This window comes from Kribbella sp. NBC_00889, assembly GCF_045207705.1.
GTDB lineage: Bacteria > Actinomycetota > Actinomycetes > Propionibacteriales > Kribbellaceae > Kribbella.
Genome location: NZ_CP108783.1, coordinates 1,513,869 through 1,535,510 on the forward strand (window position 1 = coordinate 1,513,869; position 21,642 = coordinate 1,535,510).

Genomic DNA, 21,642 nt, shown 5'->3' on the forward strand with positions numbered 1-21,642 from the left:
TGCTCCGACCGATCAGAATCATGGTGGCCTCACACGGATAGACCTGAACGGTTATTCCTGAATAGTAACTGCCTGTTCACGCGAGGTCATCCCCGACCCGCAGTTATTCCATCTGACGGATGGCGAAGGAAGGACAGCACCATGTCGAAGATCAGCACCGGGAACGAGTGGCTGCACGGCGGCAACGAGTGGTTCACCGGGGGCGGCAACGAGTGGTTCCACGCGGGGAACGAGTGGCTGCACGGCGGGAACGAGTGGTTCACGCAGGGTGGCAACGAGTGGCTGCACCGGCCGGGCGGATCCGGCAACGAATGGTTCACCACCGGCAACGAGTGGTGATTCCTGCGACCTGACCGAAATTTCTTAACCGATATTTTACGATGCTGGTCCGGAGATATTTCCCCTGATTCTCCGGCGGCTCATCCGGTACCCATCTCCACGACGCCGGAGCGGGAACGGCGGGCGCGTGCCCAGGCGGCGCCCGCCACCGCGGCTCCGACGGCTCCCGCGGTGCCCATGACGCCCAGCGCGACCGACGGTGAGGACTGGTCCGCGACCAGCCCCGCGAGCAGGATTCCAAGGCCCTGACTGCTCTTCAGGGCGGTGCTCGCGACGCCGAAGGCCTGACCACGCTGGGCGTCCGGCACCGCCTGGACGAACGCCGCGCTGGTCGGCAGGTGATAGGCCGACGCCATGCCCGACACCGCCCACAACACGACAGTGGGTAGCAGACCGGGCGCCATGAAGCACGCGATCAGCGGCACACAGGCCAGCACGGCCAGCGGTCCGAGGAGCCGCATACGTTTCTCCGGCTCCCACAGAGTGATGAGCCACATGCCTGCCACGGCCCCGGCCGGGCTGGCAGCCAGCAGCAGACCGGCTGCCTTCGGCCCACCGCCGATCTCGTTCGCATAGGGGACTGCCAGGCCCTCCACCGTCACGTAGAAGCCCGCGATCGTCGCCAGGATGACCAGTGCGCGGAGCTTCGGCGTGCGTGTGACGAGTGAGACGCCGGCGGCCAGGTCTTTGAAGTAGCTGCTGTGTGACTCGTCTGCCGCACGCGGCGGCGCCGGACGACGTCGTACGCCGACAGCAATGAGTACTGCGGACAGTAAGAAGGTGGCGGAGTCGAGCAGCAGCCCACCGGACGTTCCGACGGCTACGACGATCACACCGCCGGTGCCGAAGCCGAGCACCTGGCTGAACTGGACGACCATGTCGTTGGCGGCCTTGCCCAGCACGTAGTGGTCGCCCGGCAGTACGGCGGGGAGCGTGGCGGCTCGTGCCGCGTTGAACGGCGACCCGAACGCCTGCAGTCCGAGCAGGAGCAGGATCACAACCAGCAACGGCAACGCCTTCACCGCCATCGCCGCAACCAGGACCGCCCGGGCCAGGTCGGTGACGATCATCACAGTACGGCGGGGGTACCGATCGGCGAATCCGGCCAGCAACGGACCGAACAGCAGGTCGGGTATGTAGGTCAGCGCGTAGGTGAGTGCGGTCAGCCCGGCGGACTCGGTGCGGTCGAAAACCAGCACCGACAAGGCAACGCGGGCCAGCTGGTCGCCTGCGACGGACAGTACGCCGGCCAGGAACAGGGCCCTGAACTCCGCATGTCCGAACACATCGCGCCAGCGCGCACGTTCGATCACCCCACCCGCCATACCTACGACCCTAACCACAATCCGTTGCGTAACACCTGCCGCCTGTAACTGAAAGGGTTTCCCTGCACCCTGTGCGGCCTGGGTCAATGGTTTGATCACGGCGCATCAGTGCCAGATTGTGATCCCGGTGGCGCAGCGTTTGGGTGAACGTTCTACTCTGGAGACCTCCGGTACCGGGGTCTGGGCGGGGCGGCCCCGACCCTGGTACCGGAGCTCTTCTTTGTGCGGACCTTCTCAGGTCCCCGACTCGCCGTGATTCAGGCCGGCGGAAACTGTCGGTGGCGACCGGTAGCGTTCTTGTTGCCAGGGGCGGCTCCAGGACGTGCTTCCTTCTCCTTCACCAGGCCATGTAGCGCGTCCGCTCTCCGCCCCTGGCCTTGTCGTCCGCTACGCCATGACAGACCAGACGCCCAGCCAGCGGGGAGGCCACGATGCCGGAGCACGCCTCGGAGGAGAACCAGGCAGCTGTCCTGCTCCGCCGCCGTCGGCTCGTCGACACCACGGCACTGACCCCTCCGGTACGCCGCTCCGCGTGGCAGTGGCTGCGCCGGCCGCTCACCATCCAGGCCGGGTTGTCCGCGTTGCAGGCCGACCTGGTCCAGCGCGGCTTCCTCCTGTCCGTCGGTCTGTACCGGTACTGCGCGTCGCTGTCAGCCCCTGCGCTTGCGGGGTTCGGCGGCAAACTGCTGGACCTACTCGATGCGGAGTCCGGTCACAACGCCCAGCATGTGCCGCTGTTCCGCGGCTTCCCCGAGAGCGTGCCGGGCAACACCGAGACCTTCTATGTGAACCGCGTCTTCGCGCGGTTGCTGCAGGAGCCGGAGCAGCCGTGTGTGTTGTGCGGAGACACGAAGTCGGTGCACGCCGTCTCGCCCTGCGCCCACCTGGTCTGCCGGACCTGCTGGGACGGCTCCGAGCTGAGCGCCTGTCCGCTGTGCCTGCGCCGGATCGATCCGCTCGACCCGTTCCTCAAGCCGTCCTTCCACGAGGTGCAGCCGGCCCACGTGCGCTCGGATCGCCTGCGTCTCCTGTCGCTCGCGCAGTCCGACGCTGTGCGGACGACGGTCGACGACCTGCTGGTACGACGCTCCCCGCTGTCCGCCGCGGATCGCGCGGACCTGCAGGTGCTGTTGTCCGGTGCGGACCCGTCCTGGCTGCCGGACGACATCCCGGTCCGCGAGACCCGGGCGCTGGTCATTGCGCACTTCCTCGCCGACCATCCTGACCTGATCGATCGGGCCGGCACCGCGACCGACGTACTGCGGGTGTTGCACGCGCTGATGGATGCCGATCCGGGGTTGCGGACGCCGCCGGTCCGGCGGCAGTCGTTGCCTCGGGCAACGCGACGGCTGGTGCTCGCGCGGCTCGACCGGTTGCCGGCCGAGCACCTGGTCGAGGACATGCTGCGGCACGAGCGCGCCTGGAAGCGGATGGCGGAGAACTTGCATCCGTTCGAATTCGCGACCCGTCACCCGGTGGCGGCGCTGGCGTTCGCGATCCTGCGGCGTACTGATCTGGATCTTGGTACGGCGGCGGGGCGGGCGGTGCTGGGCGAGGCTTCGCAGCATCCGTTCGTGCGGCTCGAGGGCAAGCGGCTCGCGACCAGCACGTTCGCCTCTCGGGTCGAGGGTGCGTTCGCGGACGGGCGACCAGGCCATGTGCTCGACCTGCTGCGTCAGCGGCCGGGCGAGTTGGTGCGGCGCCTGGTCCAGCTGGCGCGAGCGTTGCCGCCTGATCAGCACGGCGCGTTGGTGGACGCGCTGGCGACGGCCGTCTCGGACGTGTCGCCGGTGGTGATCACGGCCGCGATCGGGCAGGTCCGCACGCCGCCTGGCGATCTGCGGCTCTTCTTCCCCCGCGGCGGGACGGCGCGGATCTGGACGTCGGTGGACGAGCGCGAGCCGCTGCCCGCCGACACGGCTTCCGCGTTGACCGACGTACTCGTGGGTGAAATGTTGCGCCGGGCAACGGCTCTGCCGCGGCTGCGACGGGTGTTCCTGGACGAGGAGCTGGCGCGGCTGGCGGCCCCTGGTTCGGAGCGGAATGCGTCGTCGACGTTGCGGCGGATGACCCGGGGGAGCGCGGTGCCGATCCCGCCGGACGAGTTGCTGCGGCTGTTCCTGCACTGGGTCGAGCCAGTTGGCCGGCGGGTGGATCTCGATCTGTCGGTGGCGGTGTTCGACCAGGAATGGGCCTTCGTCGGGCTGTGCGACTACACGCGCCTGCGGTTCGACCAGGACGCGTTGGTGCACTCTGGCGACCTCACCTCCGCGCCGGCGCCCGATGGTTCGACGGAGTTCGTGGACCTCGACCTGCGCGCGGTGCGGCGGGTCGGCGGGCGGTATGTGCTGCCGGTGGTGTTCAGCTACAACGACGTACCGTTCGACGAGCTCGAGCGCGGGTTCGTCGGGGTGATACGGCAACCGGCCGGCCTGTTCGACCCGGCCGCGGTCGAGGAACGCTTCGATCTCGCCGGACCGGCGAAGATCCTGCTGCCGTTCGGCGTCGACCTGCACACCAAGGAGCTGCGCTGGTACGACGTGAACCTCGGCGCGGCCGGCTACGGGCACAACATCGCGCGGTACGGCGGTCACATCGCACTGATGGCGGCGACGCTGGAGGACGTGCACGGCTCGGGCGACCGGGTGAGCCTGTGGGAGGTGTGCTGCTGGCATGCCGCGGCCCGCTCCGACGAGGTCGTCGTACGGTGTGCCGATGGCTCGGTCGTCGGGTATGTGCGTGATCCCGCCGAGGATCCGGCCGGATTCGCGCGCCGCCTGACGGCTCGTCTTGAGCCCGACCGGCCATGGGATGAGGACGCCGCGAGCCGGTCCGACTTCGCCGCGGTCCTGACCGGCGACATCACGCCTCGCCACGGCGCACAGGTCTACGCATTGCACCCGCACCTGCTCGATTCCGCCGCTCACACCCTGATCGACGCTCCGCAGCTCCTGAGCGCGCTGGCCCCCGACACGCGGGCGCACGCGCCGCTCCCGACCTGATCGGGCCACTGCTTCCTGAGAGAACCCTGTGACGGTTCTGACAATTCTGTGACGTTGCCGTACCCGGTTCTTTGGCATGCAGGGGTACGGGAGTACAACGGAAGAGAAGGCGAAGGGAGCCACGCATGACGTACGACGTGGTGGTGCTCATCGAGCGGGAGATGAGCGAGGGCGACGCGCGCCGCGTTGCCGCCCTGCACGCAAGGTATGAGGAGTCCGTCGACTACCACCTGCTCGTCACGAGCCAGCCGGAGAGCGGTTTCGGCGGCCCGCTGGCGCTGCTCGGGTCGACATTCGACGACGTGACCGGCGTGTCCGGTCCGGCGGCAGCCCGGGCAGCCAGTACGACGACGACGCTCGCGGACCCGCTGTTCGACCTCGGCTCGGTGATCGAACACAGTTCGCGTCACTTGCGCGGCGCCAGCGGATATCCGGTGAACGTCTCGATCACCCACGGCGAGGTCCTGCTGGCCCTCAAAACACTGGTGAAGACCACCAACAGCCGCGAGGTCGTCGTGGTCGCCTGGCCGGAGACCGCCGCCCGCTTCCTCTGCTCCGACTGGACCACCAGAGCCCGCAAAACCCTCAAGGTCCCCCGAGTCCGAATCCTCGAACACGACACCTGAGCCGAATGACGGCTTGTTCCACCGCTGCCGCGATGTAACCGCCCAGCGGTGAAACAACCCGCTATCCCCAGCTGCGGAATTCGCCGGTCCGAGCGCCCGGGAACGCGGCATGTTCTCGGGCATGAACACCGAACTCATGCTCATCGCCGCCGGCCGTGGGGACTGGTTCACGCGAGCAGACGCGTGCGCCGCCGGGTACACGGATGCGGACATTCACCGGCGGGTGACGTCCGGTCGCTGGGTCAGGCTCACCCGGGGTGCGTATGCGCAGCCGGTTCCGAGGTCGCGTCGATGGCCGCGTGGGACCGGGCGGCTTGGCTGCACCGACGCGCCGCGAAGGCCGTCTACCAACGCTTGGCCGGTCGCGCCGTCGTGAGCCACCAGTCGGCTCTCCTGCTGTACGGCGTCCAGGTCTCGGAGCTCGATCTACGACGTGTGCACGTCACCAGGATCTCCGGGCTGGGCCGCTCCGGCTCGACGGTGTGTCAGCATGCGGCGCGTCCGCCGATCGGCGAGTCGGTCGAACATGACGGCGTACTGCTGACTCACGGTGCCCGTGCCGTCGTGGAGGCCGTCCGTGCGGCCAGCTACCCGGTTGCGGTGTCGGTTGTGGATCAAGCGTTGCGACGCCGCGTCGCCACGGCCGAAGAGTTGGCGGCTGCCTTGAGCCTTTTCGAGGGCCGACCTGGCAATACGACGGCGACTCGCGCGGTTCTGTTCGCGGACGGCCGCTCGGAGTCGGTCGGCGAGTCCCGGCTGCGGGTCATGCTCGCTGACCTGGGCTTGCCGGTGCCGACGCTGCAGGCCGAGATTCGCGATGAGCACGGTGCTCTGGTGGCACGGGTCGATTTCTTGCTGGCGGAGTGCGGTGTTGTCATCGAGTTCGACGGCGCCGTCAAGTACGGCGACGGCACCCCGGACACGCTGATCGCGGAGAAGGTCCGAGAAGACCGCCTCCGGGACCTCGGCTACCAGGTCGTCCGGGTCAGCTGGCCGGACCTCGCCCGCCCGCTCGATCTCCTGGCCCGCATCCGGCGGGCGATTGGGCGAGCGCAGCCGGGCTCGATAGCGGGTTATGTCACCGCTGGCCGGTAGTTGTCCCGCCATCGGCCAAACAACCCGCCAGCGACCGGCGAGGTCAGCGGGGCCGGCGGGCCGACGGGTCAGCGGGCCCGCGCGGTCCCGCGGGGGCGGCGGGGGTCAGCGGGGGATGGGTTGGTGGGGGAGGCGGACCTGGACTGTGGTTTGGCCTGGGTGGGAGGTGATGGTGATGGTGCCGCCGTGGTGTTCGGCCACTATCCGCTGCGCGATGTCCAGGCCCAGGCCGGTGCCTTTGCCGACGTCCTTGGTGGTGTAGAAGGGCTCGAACGCGCGCGCGACGACCTCGGGCGGCATGCCGGGGCCGGTGTCGGTGAACTCGACCACGATCCGGTCGCCGTCTGTCCGGGTCGTGATCCGGAGTGTCCCGGTGCCGTCCATCGCGTCGACCGCGTTGTCGATCAGGTTGGTCCACACCTGGTTCAGCTCGCCCGCGAACGCATCGATCCGTGGAACGTCATCGCCGTACGCCCGGATCACGTCGGTGCCGTCGCGGAGTTTGTGGCCGAGCATGACCAGCGTGCTCTCGATGCCCTCGGTCACGTCGATGGTCTGGATCGACCCGCGGTCCATCTGGGAGTACGACCGGACCGCGGCGACGAGTTCGGTGATGCGCCGCGTCGACTCCTTCACCTCGCCGAGCAGAGTGGTCGCAGCGAGCGTGCTCCCGACCCACTCCAACCCAGGCTCCAGAGCATCACCCAGTACGTCGGCCGCGCGCTCGCACCACTCGACATCGGCCCCCGCCGCAGCCAGCGGCGGGGCGATCAACCAGTCGCGTTCGACATCGTGATCGGCCAGCCAGTCCGAGATGGTGTTCTCGTTGTCGGCCAGGTCGACCGGATCGAGAATCGCGGTCCTAGAGCCGAGCTCCAAGCGCAACGAATCCAGCCGGCCGAACTGATCCTCGCTCACCTTCCCCGCGAGACCGCGCAGTGACGACAGCAAGGAAGAGCAGGCCGTGTCGAGAGCACTGACCGAGCGCGAGGCCGCCGCGGCCGGATTGTTGATCTCGTGCGCCAGCCCCGCGGCCAGCGTGCCGAGCGTGACCAGCGCATCCCGCTGCCGAGCCGTCGACTCGATCGCCCGGGCGGTCCCGTAGACACCCTTGATCAGGTGCCCGCCGAGCGGGAACCACACATCGATCCGCTCCCGCAGGAGGTTGGTGGGCACTCGCAGTACCCGCCCTTCGGCGATGCCGCGGCCGCTAGCCAGATAGACGCCGTGGTCGTCCCAGGCGCGGAATCCACCGGCCCATCGACCGGGGACGTCCATCTTGCCCATCACGGTGTCCTCGCGACCGATCTTGCGATGCAACGCGATCGCACCGTCGACGAGCACCCACCAGAAGTCCGCCGGCTCGCCTTCGTGGAACAAGTCGGCACCGGGCTCGATCGGCACCGTGGTGCTGCCGTCGATCAGCTCGCCGAGTTGAGCATCGGTCAGTCCCGCGAAGAGGGCGAGGTCGCGCAGGTCGTCGACGTTCATCAGACTGTCGCCAGGTAGCGGTGGACGAGGTAGACCGACATCGCGCCCTCGCCGACGGCCGACGCGACCCGTTTCATCGAGTCGAGCCGTACGTCGCCCGCCGCGAAGACACCCGGCACGCTGGTCTCCAGCGCGTACGGCGGTCGGGGGAGTTGCCAGCGATCCTGCCCGATCAGCTCCGGACCGGTCATCACGAAGCCTTTGTCGTCGCGGAGCACCGATTGTCCGAGCCACTCGGTCCGCGGCGAGGCGCCGACGAACACGAACAGCCAGCCCGCCTGCACCTCCTCGACCCGGCCGGATGTGCGGTCCGCCAGCGTCAGCCCTTCGAGATGGCCGTCGCCCCGGCAGCCCACCACCTCCGTGCGGCAGCGGATCTCGATGTTCGTGACTTTGGCGATCTTGTCGATCAGGTACCGCGACATCGAGCTCTCCAGCGCCTCCCCACGCACCAGCAGCACGACCCGCTTGGCGTAGCGCGCGAGGTTCAGTGCCGCCTGACCCGCCGAGTTCGCCGCGCCGACGATGTACACCTCCTCGTCCCGGCACTGCGTGGCCTCGCTCGCCGTCGCTCCGTAGAACACACCGCGCCCGGTGAAGTTCGCGAGACCGTCGACATCCAGGCTCCGGTACGAGACGCCGGTCGCGACGATCAGCGCGCGGGCCTCGATCTCGCCCGATCCCTCCAGCAGTACGGCGTGCACCGGGCCACGCGACTCGACACCGATGACCGATCGGGCCAGCACCATCTCGGCGCCGAAGCGGGACGCCTGGGCGACGGCCCGCTGCGCCAGGTCGGATCCGGTCAGTCCGCGGGGGAATCCGAGGTAGTTCTCGATCGCCGCGCTCAGGCCGGCCTGACCGCCGGGTGCCTCCCGCTCGACGATCACGGTGCTCAGCCCTTCGGACGCCGCGTACACGGCCGCCGCCAGTCCGGCGGGTCCACCTCCGACGATGCAGACGTCGTACAGCGGCTGCTCGGCCCGGGTCCGCAGGCCGAGGGCGGACGCGAGGTCGACCGCGGACGGTGCACGAAGCGTGTCTCCGTCGGGGACGAGCACGAGAGGTAGGTCGGCGTCCGCCGCGTCGGCGAGGTCCTGCAGCCGTTGAGCCTCGGCATCGCGATCGACGTCGTACCAGCTGTAGGGAACGTGGTTGCGCGCCAGGAAGGTCTTGATGTCGTGCGCGCGATCCGACCAGCGATGCCCGACGACGCGGACGTCGGACGTGTGCTCGCGGTTGGCGTGGCGCCAGTCGCCGAGCAGGTCGTCGATCACCGGGAACAGCTGGTCCTCGGGCGGATCCCACGGCTTCAGCAGGTAGTAGTCCAGGCCGATGTCGTTGATCGCCCTGATCGCGACCTCGGTGTCGGCGTACGCCGTGAGGAGCAGGTACTTCGCGCTCGGCGCCTGCTCGCGGGCCCGCTCGAGCAACTCGATGCCGGTCATCCCGGGCATCCGCTGGTCGGTGGCGATCATCGCGATCGGCTGGTTACGCAAGGCGAGCTTGGTCAGCGCGGCGAGCGCCTGGTCGCCCGACGTCGCCTTGACCACGAGGTAGTCGTCGCCGTACCGCCGGCGCAGGTCACGGGAGATGGCTGCCGAAACCATCGGGTCGTCGTCGACGGTGAGAATCGCAGGTTTGGTCACGCGGTGCCCCCCAGCAGTGGACCGATCCCGTGGTGCCCCCCAGTGGACCGATTCCGTCAGGATGCCACGAGATTCCCTGACGTGGCCGAAAAAGTTGCCTCAGTCCTCGATCAGGGCGCGCAGCGTTTCCCGTTCGGGTTCGGGCACATACCCGGCGTAGTAGTCGTACATGTTCTGCCGGGCGATCCGCGCCGCCGCGTGGCCGTCACCAGCGCGGATCGCCTCCACCACCTCGGCGTGATGCTGCAGCGACTCGAGCATCAGGGCCCGGCTGTTCGAGGCGTGGGTGATCTTGTCCGAGATCAGGCTCAGTACGACGCCACGGACGACCTCGTTGCAGGTCTGGATCAGCGAGTTGCGGCTGACCTGGGCGATCACGTCGTGGAAGGCGAGATCCGCCTCGCTGAACGCCGCGAAGTCGACATCGATCGCCGCCCGCATCGCCACCAGCGTCTCCTCGATGTCGGCGAGTTGCTCCGGCGTCCGCAGGCGGGACGTGACCTGGATCGCGGCGCCGTCCATGATCATCCGGAATCCGATCAGCTCCGCCAGGGTCAACTCGTCGACGCGGGCGAGCCGGACCATCTGCTTGCGCAGCGCCGACTGGGAGAAGGGCAGGATCTCCGGCCCGTTCGGATCGCCGGGCCGCGACCGTACGACGCCGTTGCTCTCCAGGACCCGTAGAGCCTCGCGCACGGTGGAGCGGCTGACCGCGAACTGCGCCACCAGTTCGCGCTCACTCGGCAGGCGGTGACCCGGCGCGAGATCACCGCGGGCGAGCGCGTCCTCGACCTGTTCGACGATCCGCTGGTAGGCGCGCACCGGTTGCACCGGCTGGAACTGCGGACCCTTGGTCATCCGGTGCACCCCAATCGCCTTGACAGACCCCTGCGTTCCGACAAACCTAGTGGCCCACTGATACCTAGTCCACTGGTCGGACCAGTCACAGCTGGACGGCGAAGTCCGCCGTACCGCGTGGCCGCGGTCGCGCGAGCGGGCCGGGATCGTCAGAATGCGGCGACAGCTCGAGGCACTGGAGGAGTTCGCGTGAAGTCCCCTTTCATCAAGATGGCGCTGCCTACCCGTGCGGTCGCGTTCGCCGCTGCGGCGATCCTGGCCGTGAGCGCCTGCTCAGCCGGATCCAGTACGTCGTCCGGTAGCTCACCCGGCGGCGACCAGTCACTGTCGATCGGTCTGGTTGCTGAGCCGGCCAGCCTCGACTTCACCACCACTGACGGCGCCGCGATCCCGCAGGTACTGCTCGGCAACGTGTACGAGAGCCTGGTCAAGCAGGACGACTCCGGCAAGATCGTGCCCTCGCTGGCGAAGTCGTGGACGGTGTCGCCGGACCGCAAGACCTACACGTTCGACCTGGTCGACAACGCGAAGTTCACCAACGACAAGCCGTTCACCGCGTCCGACGCGGTGTTCAGCATCAACCGGGTCAAGACCGCGTGGACCACCTCGCTGAAGGCAGCGATGGACGTTGTCTCCGGGGCGAAGGCGCTGTCGCCGACGCAGCTCCAGGTGACGCTGAGCAAGCCGAGCAACGACTGGCTGTTCCGGATGACGACCCGGATCGGCGCGATGTTCTCGGAGAGCGGCGTCAGCGCGCTGGCCACCCAGCCGATCGGTACCGGGCCCTACAAGTTCTCCAAGTGGAACCGCGGCGACTCGATCGTGCTCGAGCGCAACGACGGTTACTGGGGGACCAAGCCCTTCTTCAACCAGGTCACGCTGAAGTACTTCAAGGATCCGACCGCGCTGAACAACGCGTTGCTCACCGGCACGATCAACGTGATCGGCACGGTGCAGGCGCCGGAGGCGCTCAGCCAGTTCACCAGCAACGACAAGTACCAGGTGATCGAGGGCACCACGAACGGCGAGGTGCTGCTGTCGTTCAACAACTCGCGACCTGTGTTCAAGGACATCCGGACCCGGCAGGCGATCCGGATGGCGATCGACCACAAGGCCTTGCTGGACACGTGTTTCGCCGGTCGCGGCAAGCTGATCGGCAGCATGGTCCCGCCGACCGACCCGTGGTACGAGGACCTCACGAGCATCGCGCCGTACGACCTGGCCAAGGCGAAGTCGATGCTGCAGGCATCGGGTGCGGCCGGCAAGACGCTGCTGCTCCGGCTGCCGACGTTGCCGTACGCAACGTCCTGCGGCCAGGTGGTGAAGAGCCAGCTGGAGCAGGCCGGGCTGAAGGTCCGGATCGATCCGCAGGAGTTCCCGGCGGCGTGGCTGAACACGGTCTTCAAGAACGCCGACTACGACATGTCGATCATTGCGCACGTCGAGCCGCGGGATCTCGGTGCCGTGTTCAACCCGGAGTACTACACCCGGTACGACGACCCGACGCTGCAGCAGTATCTGGCCGCGGCGGACTCCGGTGACGAGGCCGCGCAGGTCGACAACATGAAGAAGGCGGCGCGGCGGCTGTCCGAGCAGGCCGCCGGCGACTGGCTGTTCCTGCTGCCGAACCTGATCGTCGCGGACAAGAACATCAAGGGCCTGCCCCAGAACGCGATCACCGAGAACTTCGACCTGTCGAAGCTGGCGAGGTGACCTGAGTGATCCTCCGCCTGATCGAGCGCACCGGAGTGCTCTTGGTCAGCCTTGCGGTGAGCTCGGTGCTGGTCTTCGCGTTCATGGCCGTGCTGCCCGGCGACCCGGCCCGGGTCGCCCTCGGCGTCAACGCCTCCGAGCAGGCTGTCGCCGAGTTGCGCCGGCAGTTCGGCCTCGACCGGCCGCTCACCACGCAGTACGTCGACTGGCTCGGCGGCCTGGTGCACGGTGACCTCGGGACGTCGTACGTGTCGAAGGCGGAGATCGGTCCGCAGGTGTTCGACCGGTTGCAGGTGACGCTGTTGCTGGTCGTGGCCGCCATGATCATCGCGCTGCTGATCGCGGTCCCGGCCGGGACTCTGATGGCGGCGCGGCATCGGAAGATCTCCGGCCTGGCGCTGTCCGCGGTCTCGCAGATCGGCGTCGCCGTACCGGCGTTCCTCGCGGGCATCCTGCTGATCATGCTGTTCGCGGTGAAGCTCGGCTGGCTGCCGGCGAACGGCTGGACGCCGCCGGCCCAGGACCCGGCCATGTTCCTGAAACAGTTGATCCTGCCGGCGTTGGCGCTCGGGCTGGTGCAGGGCGCCGTGCTGACCCGGTACGTCCGCAGCTCGGTGCTCGACGTACTGCGGGAGGACTACCTGCGAACCGCGCGGGCCAAGGGACTGCGGCCGTTCCAGGCGTTGTGGCGGCACGGTCTGCGCAACGCGGCCGTGCCGGTCGTGACGGTCCTCGGGTTGCAACTGGCGACGCTGCTCATCGGTGCTGTCGTGGTGGAGCGGGTGTTCGTGATCCCGGGGCTCGGCAGTCTCCTGCTGGATGGGGTATCGAACCGCGATCTGCTGCTGGTCCAGGACGTGGTGATGGTGCTCGTCATCGCCGTACTGCTGGTCAACTTCCTGGTCGATCTGCTGTACGTCGCCCTGGATCCGCGGCTGCGAGTGGGGTCGCGATGAGGCGGCTGAACCCGAGTCTTGTCGCCGGCGGCGTGATCGTCGGGGTCATCGTGCTGATGGCGCTCGTGTCGTTCCTCTGGACGCCGTACGACGCAACGTTCGTCGACCCGTCGATCCGGTTGGCGAAACCGTCGTGGGACCACTGGTTCGGGACCGACAAGTTCGGACGGGACGTGCTCAGCCAGATCATGGTCGGCTCACGGACCACGCTGTTCGTCGGCGTGGTCGCGGTGGGCGTGGCCGCGGTGATCGGCGTACCGCTGGGGATTCTCGCCGCCATGGCGCGGCGGTGGCCGAGCGAGTTCATCATGCGGACCAACGATCTGGTGCTGGCATTCCCGGCGTTGCTGCTGGCAATCATGTTCGGGGCTGTCTTCGGGACGAGCACGCTGACCGCGATGATTGCCATCGGCATCGCCTCGGTGCCCTTGTTCGCCCGAGTGATCCGGAGTGGTGCGTTGCAGGTGATGCGGACCGAGTACGTGCTGGCCGCGCGGGCGGCGGGACGGCAGCCTTGGCCGATCGCGGTGCGGCATGTGCTGCCGAACGTGACGGGTCTGATCACGGTGCAGGCGTCGGTGTCGTTCGCGATCGCTGTGCTGGCCGAGGCCGCGCTGTCGTTCCTCGGATTCGGTACGCCGCCGCCGACTCCGTCGTGGGGGCGGATGCTGCAGGAGAGCCAGGAGTTCTTGTTCAGTGCGCCGCGGCTGGCGATCTTCCCGGGGGTGGCGATCGCGATCGCCGTACTCGGGTTCAACCTGCTGGGCGACGGGTTGCGGGACCGGTTCGATCCGAAGCTGGAGGACCGGCGATGAACGACGTACTTATCGTGCAGGGGCTGACTGTGACGGTGCGGGACAAGACGCTGGTCTCCGATGTGGATCTCACCGTGGGGCCGGGGGAGCGGGTCGGGCTGATCGGCGAGTCGGGCTCTGGAAAGTCGCTGACCGCCTTGAGCGTGCTCGGTCTGCTACCCGAGGATGTGGTCGCTTCGGGGTCGGTGCGGCTGACCGGAGTCGACCACGACCTGATCGGCGCGGACGAACGCCGGATGTCCAGGGTCCGCGGCCGCGAACTCGCCATGGTCTTCCAGGAACCGATGACCGCCCTCAACCCGACCATGCGCATCGGCGACCAGATCGCCGAAGCGATGCTGATCCACCGGACGCGGCCTGGTCGAGGTGCCGCCCGAGCCGCTGCCCTCGAACTCCTGGAGCGAGTCCAGCTCCCGGCGGATCTGATGCGGGCCTACCCACACCAGCTGTCTGGTGGCCAACGACAACGAATCGTTCTGGCCCTTGCCCTGGCCAACGATCCGGCTCTGCTGATCTGCGACGAGCCGACGACCGCACTGGACGTCACCGTGCAGGCACTCGTCCTGGACCTCATCGTCAAGGGCGTCGTCGCGCGCTCCTCCGCCTTGTTGTTCATCACCCACGACCTCGCCGTCGTCGCCACCGTGTGCGAACGCGTCCTGGTCATGTACGGCGGCCGCGTCGTCGAATCCGGCCCGGTCGGCGAGGTCTTCACCAATCCGCGCCACCGCTACACCCGAGGCCTCCTCGCCGCCTCGGACCTGGACACCGCCGACCGCCGCCTCCCCACCATCCGCGGCAACGTTCCAGCTGCAGGCCAGTTCCCCACCGGCTGCGTCTTCCGTACCCGCTGCCCCCACGCCACCGACATCTGCGCCAGTACGCCGGAATGGACCGGACCGATCGCGGACGGCTTCGCCTGCCACCACCCGGCTGAGCCTGCGTCGAGCCCCCGACTCCCTGCGGGAGGCGCGCATGCCTGACGACGTGCCCGTGCCGGCCATCCAGGTGGTCGATGTCGTCCGCAACTATCCCCGTCCGCGCACATCGTTGTTGCGTCCGGCACCGGTCGTGCAGGCTCTCCGGGGCGTCAGCCTGGACGTCAAGCAGGGCGAACGCTTCGGCATCGTCGGCGAATCCGGATGCGGCAAGTCCACCCTGCTCCGCATCATCGCCGCCCTCGACCATCCGACCTCGGGTCGTGTCGTTGTCGAAGGCACCGACGTCACCCGCCTCCCGGAACGCCGGCTGCGCTTCCTCCGCGAGAACCTCCAACTCGTCTTCCAGGACCCGATGAGCTCGCTGGACCCCCGGATGCGGGTCCGCGACATCATCGCCGAACCACTCGTCGTCCAAGGGCATCCCGCCTCCGGAGAGCGCGTTCGCGAGTTGCTGGAGGCGGTCGGCCTGTCCGCGGACGCGGGGGACCGCTATCCGCATCAGTTCTCCGGCGGCCAACGTCAGCGCATCTCGATCGCGCGAGCCCTCGCGCCGCGGCCGCGGATCCTGATCGCCGACGAGCCGGTAAGCGCTCTCGACGTCTCTGTCCGCGCCCAGGTGCTCAACCTCATCTCGGACCTGGTCGACGAACTCGACCTCACCCTGGTGTTCGTCTCCCACGACCTGTCCGTGGTCAAGCACGTCTGCGATCGGGTCGCCGTGATGCATGCCGGCCAGATCGTCGAGACCGGCTACACGGGCGACGTGTACGCCGCCCCTCAGCACGCCTACACCCAGCGTCTCGTCTCGGCCATCCCGACCCTCCAGAGGGCGCTCTCCGGTGCCACCACGTCCGACCTGCTCGCGACGAAGGGAGAACCAGCGTGAAACTGCCAGCCGGCCTACCGATCGGTGAGACCTGGATCGAGGCCCCGTCCACCGCCCCGGTGATCTTCCCGTACGACGGTTCCACAGTCGCCGACGCGCCCGTTGGGAACGTCGAGCTGGCCCGCCAAGCCCTCGACCACGCCCTCGGCGTCCGCGAGACCGTCGGCCGGCTGCCGTCGTACCTGCGCCGGAAAGTCTTGCAGAGCGTGCATTCCGCGGTCCTGGCCGAGCGCGATGCCTTCGTCGACCTGCTCGTCCTGGAGACCGGGAAGCCGCTGGTCGACTGCCGGGTCGAGATCGATCGGACGCTGCTGACGTTGGAGACGTCGGCCGAGGAAGTCGCTCGGTTGCATGGGGAGACCGTGCCACTGGATCTGCTGCCGAGTGGGGACGGGCTGGTCGGGTTCTGGGTCCGAAAGCCGGTCGGGGTGGTCGTCGGGATCACCGGGTTCAACTATCCCTTGTTGCTGGCGGCCCATAAAATCGCTCCTGCGTTCGCTGCGGGCTGTCCGATCATCATCAAGCCGGCGCCGCAGACTCCACTCGCGACGTTGTGGCTCGTGCATCTCATGCGCTCCGCGCTGCTCGAGGCGGGCGCGCCGGAGAGCGCGGTGCAACTGGTCACCGGGGGAGCGGACGTTGGCGCGACCCTCACCACGGACCGCCGGGTCGGCGCTGTCTCCTTCACGGGTTCGGCGGCGGTGGGTCATCAGATCGCGCGTGATGCCGCGCCGACCAAGGTGCTCCTCGAACTCGGGTCCAACTCGGCGCTGGTGGTTGCCGCCGACGCCGACCTGGACGCGGCCGCCGACGCCATCATCCGAGGCGGGTACTACGCGTCCGGCCAGGCCTGCATCTCGGTCCAACGCGTCATCGCCGTCGACTCCATCCACGCCGCCCTTCTCGACAAACTCAACGCCCGTCTTCCATCAGTCGTAGTCGGCGACCCCCGCGACCCCACCACCCGCGTCTCCGCCCTCATCGACCCCAAGTCGACCGACCGCGTCCGCTCCTGGGTCAGCCAGTCCCTCGCCGCAGGCGCCGCCGTCGCCTATCCCGGCGCCGACGCCTCCACCGCGGTGCTCGGTCCGACGGTGTTGACGGATGTGCCGGATGGGCAGCTGGCTTGGGACGAGGAGATCTTCGGGCCGGTGATCGCCGTACGGTCGGTGCCTGATCTCGACACCGCGTTCCGAACGGTGAACGAGTCGCGCTACGGGCTGCATGCCAGCGTCTTCACGTCCTCGCTCGACACCGCGTTCACCGCGATCGACCGGCTCGACGTCGGCGGCGTGGTGATCAACGAGGTGCCCGGCTTCCGCTCCGACGTGATGCCGTACGGCGGGGTGAAGGACTCCGGTATCGGCCGCGAGGGACCGCGCTTCGCGATCGAGGAACTGACCACCACCCGGATGGCCATCATCCGCCCGCGTCCCTGAGAGGTGAACCCGCCCGTGACCGACTACGCGAACCTCTTCCGTCTGGACGGCAAGCACGTCCTCGTCATCGGCAGCGGCAGTGGGATCGGCCGGGAGAGCGCACTCGCTCTCGCCGCCCACGGTGCCCGCGTCACCTGCGCCGACCGCGACCTCCCCGCCGCCGAACAAACCGTAGCCCAAGGCAACAGCCCTCAGCTCGTGGCCTACGAGCTGGATGTGCTGGACGACGACGCGATCACGCGGGCGGTTGTCGAGCTCGGGGATGTGGATGTGCTGGTCTTCACCGCGGCGACCAACGTGCGGAAGCGGATCCTCGACTACACCGGTGAGGAATTCGACCGCGTCGTGGCGCTCAACCTGCGGGCGTCGTTCCAGCTGCTGCGTGCCTTCGGCAAGCAGATGTCGGAGCGGGGGAGCGGCAGCATCATCGGGTTCAGCTCGATCCGCGGTACGACGGTCGAGCCGGGCCAATCGGTGTATGCGGCAACCAAGGCCGGCCTCGTCCAGCTGCTGAGGACCGCGGCGGCCGAGCTCGGTCCACGCGGCGTACGAGTGAATGCGATAGCTCCCGGCGTCGTCGAGACACCGCTCACCGCCCAGATCAAGGCAAACCAGGCCTGGTACGACGCCTACGCGCAGAAGGGAGCGCTCGGCCGCTGGGCCGGCCCGGAGGAACTCGCCGGCGCGGTCGTCTACCTCGCCTCCGACGCCGCCAGCTTCGTCACCGGAAGCGTCCTGGCCGTGGACGGCGGCTGGACCGCAGTCGATGGCCGCTTCGACCCGCCGAACTGAGGAGCACGTATGACTCTCGCTGACCTGACTGCGACCGAGCTGGTGTCGAAGTACCGCGAAGGTGCGCTCTCACCGGTCGAGGTGATCGAGGACGTGCTCGCACGGGTCGAGGAGCTCGAGCCACGAATCTGCGCGACGTACGCGCTCGACCCGGACGGCGCCCGCGCCGCGGCACAGGAGTCCGAGGGCCGCTGGCGTGACGGCACTGCCGGAGCGCTGGACGGCGTACCGGTCACCGTCAAGGAGAACATCGCCACCCGCGGCACCCCGGTCCCGCAAGGCACCGCGGCGACCGAGCTGATCCCGGCCACCGAAGACGCACCGGCGGCAGCACGCCTGCGGGCGGCGGGAGCGGTCATCTTCAGCAAGACGACGATGCCGGAGTACGGGATGCTCTCGTCCGGCGTCTCTACCTTCCATCACCTGACCCGCAACCCGTGGGATGTGTCGAAGACGGCCGGCGGTTCGAGCGCCGGTGCCGCGGCGGCCGCGGCGGCGGGCTATGGTCCGATCCACGTCGGCACTGACATCGGCGGATCGATCCGCCTGCCCGCCGGCTGGTGCGGCATCGTCGGCCTCAAGCCCACGCACGGCCGGATCGCGGTCGGCAACCCGTACCCCGGCCGGGCGATCGGCCCGCTGACACGTACGGCGCGAGACGCGGCGTTGGCGTTGTCGGTCATGTCCGGGTACGACCCGCGCGACCACACATCGTTTCCCCCGACCCCGGAGAGCTACACCGAGAGCGCTCTCCCCGACCGCCTTCGCGTCGCGCTCCTCCTGGATGCCGGCCTCGGACTGCCCGTCGACCCCGAGGTCACCGCAGCGGTCTCGGCGGCGGCCGCCGTACTCGAGAAGGCCGGCGCGACCGTCGAACCGATCGGCCCGATCATCACCCGCGAGATGCTCGACGGATTGGACCGCTTCTGGCGGGTCCGGTCGGCCGTGGATATCGCCGCCCTGCCCGAGGATCGGCGCGCCAAGGTCCTCCCGCAGATCCGGTCCTGGGTGTCCACGGCCGCCGACCTGTCCGGATTCGACGTCTTTCACGGGCACAGCCAGATGGGTGCGATGGCGGCGGCGGTCACCGCGGTTTTCACGTCGTACGACGTCATCTTGTCGCCGGTGGCTCCGATCACCGCGTTCCCCGCCGAGCTGGCGTACCCGACCGACGATCCGGCGAAGCCGTTCGAACACATCGCGTTCACGGTTCCGTACAACATGTCAGCGCACCCGGCGACCACGGTGAACGTCGGCTGGTCCGCCGCGGGTCTGCCGATCGGTGCGCAGCTCGCCGTACCGCATCATCAGGATCTGACCGCGCTCGGTCTGGCCGGATACCTCGACAGCCAGCAGACCGAGCGGCGAAACTGGCCCATGGAGTGAGGTCTGGGTCTGATGGACGGCTACAGCGGAGCGAGAACCGGCGCTGACGCACAGCAGCGCCGGCTGGTCTCGCACTGCTACCGGATGCTCGCCTCCATCACCGAGGCCGTCGAGGTCGCCGAGTCCGCGCGGGGATCGTACGAACTCGCCACCCGCGAGTGCCTGACCCGAGCGGGCAGCCGTCCGCTTCCCACCGACCTCGCCGCCGCGAGCGACGACCCGGAAGGCGAGCTGCACCAACGCTCCGAACTCCTCTGGCTCGAACCCATCCCGAGCGACCTCGCCGACCACCACCCGATCGACCTCGGCTACATCGCCGCGCTCCAGCACCTCCCCACCCGCCAACGAGCGGCCGCACTGCTGCACAACCTGGAAGGCTGGCCGCTCAGCCAGGTCACCGACCTGCTCGGCCCGGTCGAGCTCCCGCAGCTACACGCTCCGATGTCGTCGGTGACCGACGACGCTCTGCTGGCCCGCTATCGCGAGGCGTTCGAGCAGTACGACGTACCTGCGATCGTCACGTTCTTCGCCGCCGACGCGGTCTGGGAGATGCCGCCGTTCACCTCATGGTTCCGCGGCCCGCGCAACATCGGCCGCCTCATCTCCACCCACTGCCCGGCGAAGGGCCCCGGCGACCAGTTGATGGTCCCGATCCAGGCCAACCACCAACCCGCCTTCGCCGTCTACATGCGAGACCCGAAGGACAACGTCCACCGAGCCTTCCAGCTCCAGGTCCTGGCCCTTACCGCGGCCGGCATCGTCCACGCCGTCGCCTTCTTCGACCTGACCCTCTTCCAGTCCTTCCACCTCCCCGAACTCCTCACCGGCCTCCCCCCGAACCTCTACGACGGCTCTCCTCGCCCCCACGTAGAACGCCTCCCGAGGCACTCCTAGCTAGTACTCGCCGTAGACCTGGACCTTGGTGCCGATGGGGGTTTCGTCGAAGATCTGGTGGATTGCGGGGCGGAGGACCCGGACGCAGCGGTGGCTGGCGGGGTAGGACTTGACCAGGGAGTTCACGCGGGAGCCGTGCAGGGCGATGCCGGGACGGTCCTTCAGGAAGTAGAGGGAGTCGTACATGTACGCGTCCTCGTACAGGCTGCTCTCGTGCGCGCCGGCCCACTTGCGCCAGACCTTGCCGGTGCGGTTCGGGGTCTCGTAGCCGGGGCCGCCGGTCGACACCCAGACGATCCGCTTGTAGGCCTTCCCGACGATCTGGTACAGCACCTGGCAGGTCTTGTTCACGTAGATGCCGGGGGCACGCGTCGGCACCGGGGCCTTGGTTGCGTTGAGCACCGAAAACGCGTCGGTCAGGTTGAGGCCGGCGCGGTTGACCGGCAGACCGTGGGTCTCACGCCACGCGCACAGCGCCTGCTTGGCCCGCACGGTGATGTCGCCGTCGACGTCGCCAACCGGGTACCCGAGCTTGTCGAGTTGCTTCTCCACCCGGAGCGCGTAGTACTGCGGCTTCTGCTTCACCTTCTTCGGCTTCGGTGTGGGCTTGACCGTCGGCGTCGGAGTCGATGTGGCGGAAGGCGTCGTGCTCGGCGTGCTGGACGTAGTGGTGGCGGAGGACGGGCTGGTTTCGCTCGCGGCCACGTCGGAACACGCGGCGAGCACGAACGACAGAACGACCGCACCGGCCACCAGACCACGTCGACGCGACATGATTCCCCTCTCCCTCAGCACTGTTCAGAGTCGCAGAACCACGTCGCTCCAAGCGGTAACGCAACGCCGGAGAGGCTAGTCCGCCGAGGGGCCGCCGACCGGACGTTCCGCCGGGGCCGTCACCGAACTGTTGTCGACCACCGGTCCCGGGTCGTCCCGCAACCTGCTGTACAAGTACCCGTCCTGGTACTTTCCGGCCCTGAACTCGCACGCCCGGATCACGCCCTCGAGCCGGAAACCCGCCTTCTCCAAGGACTTCTGCTCGGCCACGTTCTCCGGATGTGTCGCCGCCTGGATGCGCATCACCGGCGTGTGGAAGAACAGGTAGTCGGTCAGCATCGCCTGCGCTCGCCATCCGATCCCACGACCGCGGTGCTCAGGCAACAAAGCGATCCCGATCTCCCAGTACTTCGTCCTGCCCTCGAACGATCCCGATCGCCAGCTCACCAACCCGGCGGTCTCGTCGTCCGCGCGGACCATCAGCCGTCCGTCGTCCGCGCCGAGGAATCCGTCCTCGGCGTACCGACGTCCCGACGCCTGGGCGTCGCGGAACCCGGTCCAGTCGAGCCCGATCAGCCACGGCTCCACCGCGAATCGCCGGAACAGGTCAAGATCGCCTTCATCCACAGGCCGCAGCTCAATCCGCATACTGACAGACTAG

The 21,642-nt window shown here is 68.4% G+C and carries 20 protein-coding genes; 14 read left to right on the top strand and 6 right to left on the bottom strand.

The features are described 5' to 3' along the window. Positions 1–141: 141 nt before the first annotated feature. Entirely contained in the window at positions 142–339 is a 198-nt protein-coding gene (locus tag OG817_RS07390; protein ID WP_406052958.1) for a DEAD/DEAH box helicase, read from the top strand. A gap of 80 nt (positions 340–419) precedes the next feature. Here the strand turns inward: OG817_RS07390 and OG817_RS07395 are convergent, their stop codons facing one another. Next, on the bottom strand, positions 420–1,664 hold the full coding sequence (locus tag OG817_RS07395; protein ID WP_406052959.1) for an MFS transporter: 1,245 nt from the start codon (positions 1,662–1,664) through the stop codon (positions 420–422). A gap of 431 nt (positions 1,665–2,095) precedes the next feature. Here OG817_RS07395 and OG817_RS07400 point away from each other — a divergent pair, with 431 nt between their 5' ends. The 4 genes from OG817_RS07400 (at position 2,096) to OG817_RS07415 (ending at position 6,387) form a co-directional block, all read left to right on the top strand. Beyond that, a complete protein-coding gene (locus OG817_RS07400) occupies positions 2,096–4,666 on the top strand; it encodes an MXAN_6230/SCO0854 family RING domain-containing protein (RefSeq protein WP_406052960.1) in 2,571 nt (856 codons plus the stop codon). Positions 4,667–4,791: 125 nt separating this feature from the next. Next, positions 4,792–5,292, top strand: coding sequence for a hypothetical protein (locus tag OG817_RS07405; RefSeq protein ID WP_406052961.1), 501 nt, complete (start codon positions 4,792–4,794; stop codon positions 5,290–5,292). Positions 5,293–5,428: 136 nt separating this feature from the next. Then, positions 5,429–5,668, top strand: coding sequence for a type IV toxin-antitoxin system AbiEi family antitoxin domain-containing protein (locus tag OG817_RS07410; protein ID WP_406057399.1), 240 nt, complete (start codon positions 5,429–5,431; stop codon positions 5,666–5,668). Beyond that, positions 5,584–6,387 carry a hypothetical protein gene (locus tag OG817_RS07415; RefSeq protein ID WP_406052962.1) on the top strand — a complete coding sequence of 268 codons (804 nt, stop codon included), beginning with the start codon at positions 5,584–5,586 and terminating at the stop codon, positions 6,385–6,387. Before OG817_RS07410 ends, OG817_RS07415 begins: the two co-directional genes overlap by 85 nt. 105 nt (positions 6,388–6,492) lie before the next feature. On the opposite strand, the gene OG817_RS07420 is transcribed toward OG817_RS07415, so the two are convergent. The 3 genes from OG817_RS07420 to OG817_RS07430 all read right to left on the bottom strand — a co-directional run bounded on the left by OG817_RS07420 (position 6,493) and on the right by OG817_RS07430 (position 10,385). Then, positions 6,493–7,878, bottom strand: a complete 1,386-nt coding sequence (locus tag OG817_RS07420; protein ID WP_406052963.1) for a sensor histidine kinase — start codon at positions 7,876–7,878, stop codon at positions 6,493–6,495. Then, positions 7,878–9,527, bottom strand: coding sequence for an FAD-dependent oxidoreductase (locus OG817_RS07425; protein WP_406052964.1), 1,650 nt, complete (start codon positions 9,525–9,527; stop codon positions 7,878–7,880). The genes OG817_RS07420 and OG817_RS07425 overlap by 1 nt, the downstream gene beginning before the upstream one ends. 99 nt (positions 9,528–9,626) lie before the next feature. Beyond that, the gene (locus tag OG817_RS07430) at positions 9,627–10,385 is read right to left on the bottom strand and encodes a FadR/GntR family transcriptional regulator (protein WP_406052965.1); all 759 of its coding nucleotides are present in this window, start codon (positions 10,383–10,385) and stop codon (positions 9,627–9,629) included. 189 nt (positions 10,386–10,574) lie between these two features. On the opposite strand from OG817_RS07430, the gene OG817_RS07435 reads away from it, so the two are divergent. The 9 genes from OG817_RS07435 to OG817_RS07475 are packed head-to-tail and all read left to right on the top strand — an operon-like array spanning position 10,575 to position 20,207. Continuing rightward, positions 10,575–12,098: an ABC transporter substrate-binding protein gene (locus OG817_RS07435; protein ID WP_406052966.1), complete on the top strand. Its 1,524-nt coding sequence runs from the start codon at positions 10,575–10,577 to the stop codon at positions 12,096–12,098. 5 nt (positions 12,099–12,103) lie between these two features. Next, positions 12,104–13,054 carry an ABC transporter permease gene (locus OG817_RS07440; protein ID WP_406052967.1) on the top strand — a complete coding sequence of 317 codons (951 nt, stop codon included), beginning with the start codon at positions 12,104–12,106 and terminating at the stop codon, positions 13,052–13,054. Then, entirely contained in the window at positions 13,051–13,869 is an 819-nt protein-coding gene (locus OG817_RS07445) for an ABC transporter permease (protein ID WP_406052968.1), read from the top strand. The genes OG817_RS07440 and OG817_RS07445 overlap by 4 nt, the downstream gene beginning before the upstream one ends. After that, on the top strand, positions 13,866–14,852 hold the full coding sequence (locus OG817_RS07450; RefSeq protein ID WP_406052969.1) for an ABC transporter ATP-binding protein: 987 nt from the start codon (positions 13,866–13,868) through the stop codon (positions 14,850–14,852). The genes OG817_RS07445 and OG817_RS07450 overlap by 4 nt, the downstream gene beginning before the upstream one ends. Continuing rightward, on the top strand, positions 14,845–15,696 hold the full coding sequence (locus OG817_RS07455) for an ATP-binding cassette domain-containing protein (protein WP_406052970.1): 852 nt from the start codon (positions 14,845–14,847) through the stop codon (positions 15,694–15,696). Before OG817_RS07450 ends, OG817_RS07455 begins: the two co-directional genes overlap by 8 nt. Then, on the top strand, positions 15,693–17,135 hold the full coding sequence (locus OG817_RS07460; RefSeq protein WP_406052971.1) for an aldehyde dehydrogenase family protein: 1,443 nt from the start codon (positions 15,693–15,695) through the stop codon (positions 17,133–17,135). The genes OG817_RS07455 and OG817_RS07460 overlap by 4 nt, the downstream gene beginning before the upstream one ends. A gap of 15 nt (positions 17,136–17,150) precedes the next feature. Then, positions 17,151–17,927 (top strand): SDR family NAD(P)-dependent oxidoreductase, encoded by a 777-nt coding sequence (locus OG817_RS07465; protein ID WP_396395873.1) that lies wholly within the window; start codon positions 17,151–17,153, stop codon positions 17,925–17,927. Positions 17,928–17,936: 9 nt separating this feature from the next. After that, positions 17,937–19,313 (top strand): amidase, encoded by a 1,377-nt coding sequence (locus OG817_RS07470; RefSeq protein WP_406052972.1) that lies wholly within the window; start codon positions 17,937–17,939, stop codon positions 19,311–19,313. A 12-nt stretch (positions 19,314–19,325) separates the two neighbouring features. Beyond that, a complete protein-coding gene (locus tag OG817_RS07475) occupies positions 19,326–20,207 on the top strand; it encodes a hypothetical protein (RefSeq protein WP_406052973.1) in 882 nt (293 codons plus the stop codon). Here OG817_RS07475 and OG817_RS07480 read toward each other — a convergent pair whose 3' ends face one another. Continuing rightward, positions 20,208–20,981, bottom strand: a complete 774-nt coding sequence (locus OG817_RS07480) for a L,D-transpeptidase (RefSeq protein WP_406052974.1) — start codon at positions 20,979–20,981, stop codon at positions 20,208–20,210. It lies immediately after the preceding gene. A 75-nt stretch (positions 20,982–21,056) separates the two neighbouring features. Next, on the bottom strand, positions 21,057–21,629 hold the full coding sequence (locus tag OG817_RS07485) for a GNAT family N-acetyltransferase (RefSeq protein WP_396395866.1): 573 nt from the start codon (positions 21,627–21,629) through the stop codon (positions 21,057–21,059). Positions 21,630–21,642 lie beyond the last annotated feature (13 nt).

What these genes read in the sequence shown, in the direction of transcription:
- OG817_RS07390 (WP_406052958.1), top strand. Translation starts at nt 142, where the DNA reads ATGTCGAAGATCAGCACCGGGAACGAGTGGCTGCACGGCGGCAACGAG.
- OG817_RS07400 (WP_406052960.1), top strand. Translation starts at nt 2,096, where the DNA reads ATGCCGGAGCACGCCTCGGAGGAGAACCAGGCAGCTGTCCTGCTCCGC.
- OG817_RS07450 (WP_406052969.1), top strand. Translation starts at nt 13,866, where the DNA reads ATGAACGACGTACTTATCGTGCAGGGGCTGACTGTGACGGTGCGGGAC.
- OG817_RS07430 (WP_406052965.1), bottom strand. Translation starts at nt 10,385, where the DNA reads ATGACCAAGGGTCCGCAGTTCCAGCCGGTGCAACCGGTGCGCGCCTAC.
- OG817_RS07420 (WP_406052963.1), bottom strand. Translation starts at nt 7,878, where the DNA reads ATGAACGTCGACGACCTGCGCGACCTCGCCCTCTTCGCGGGACTGACC.
- OG817_RS07415 (WP_406052962.1), top strand. Translation starts at nt 5,584, where the DNA reads ATGGCCGCGTGGGACCGGGCGGCTTGGCTGCACCGACGCGCCGCGAAG.
- OG817_RS07470 (WP_406052972.1), top strand. Translation starts at nt 17,937, where the DNA reads ATGACTCTCGCTGACCTGACTGCGACCGAGCTGGTGTCGAAGTACCGC.
- OG817_RS07485 (WP_396395866.1), bottom strand. Translation starts at nt 21,629, where the DNA reads ATGCGGATTGAGCTGCGGCCTGTGGATGAAGGCGATCTTGACCTGTTC.
- OG817_RS07475 (WP_406052973.1), top strand. Translation starts at nt 19,326, where the DNA reads ATGGACGGCTACAGCGGAGCGAGAACCGGCGCTGACGCACAGCAGCGC.
- OG817_RS07410 (WP_406057399.1), top strand. Translation starts at nt 5,429, where the DNA reads ATGCTCATCGCCGCCGGCCGTGGGGACTGGTTCACGCGAGCAGACGCG.
- OG817_RS07445 (WP_406052968.1), top strand. Translation starts at nt 13,051, where the DNA reads ATGAGGCGGCTGAACCCGAGTCTTGTCGCCGGCGGCGTGATCGTCGGG.
- OG817_RS07455 (WP_406052970.1), top strand. Translation starts at nt 14,845, where the DNA reads ATGCCTGACGACGTGCCCGTGCCGGCCATCCAGGTGGTCGATGTCGTC.
- OG817_RS07480 (WP_406052974.1), bottom strand. Translation starts at nt 20,981, where the DNA reads ATGTCGCGTCGACGTGGTCTGGTGGCCGGTGCGGTCGTTCTGTCGTTC.
- OG817_RS07395 (WP_406052959.1), bottom strand. Translation starts at nt 1,664, where the DNA reads ATGGCGGGTGGGGTGATCGAACGTGCGCGCTGGCGCGATGTGTTCGGA.
- OG817_RS07405 (WP_406052961.1), top strand. Translation starts at nt 4,792, where the DNA reads ATGACGTACGACGTGGTGGTGCTCATCGAGCGGGAGATGAGCGAGGGC.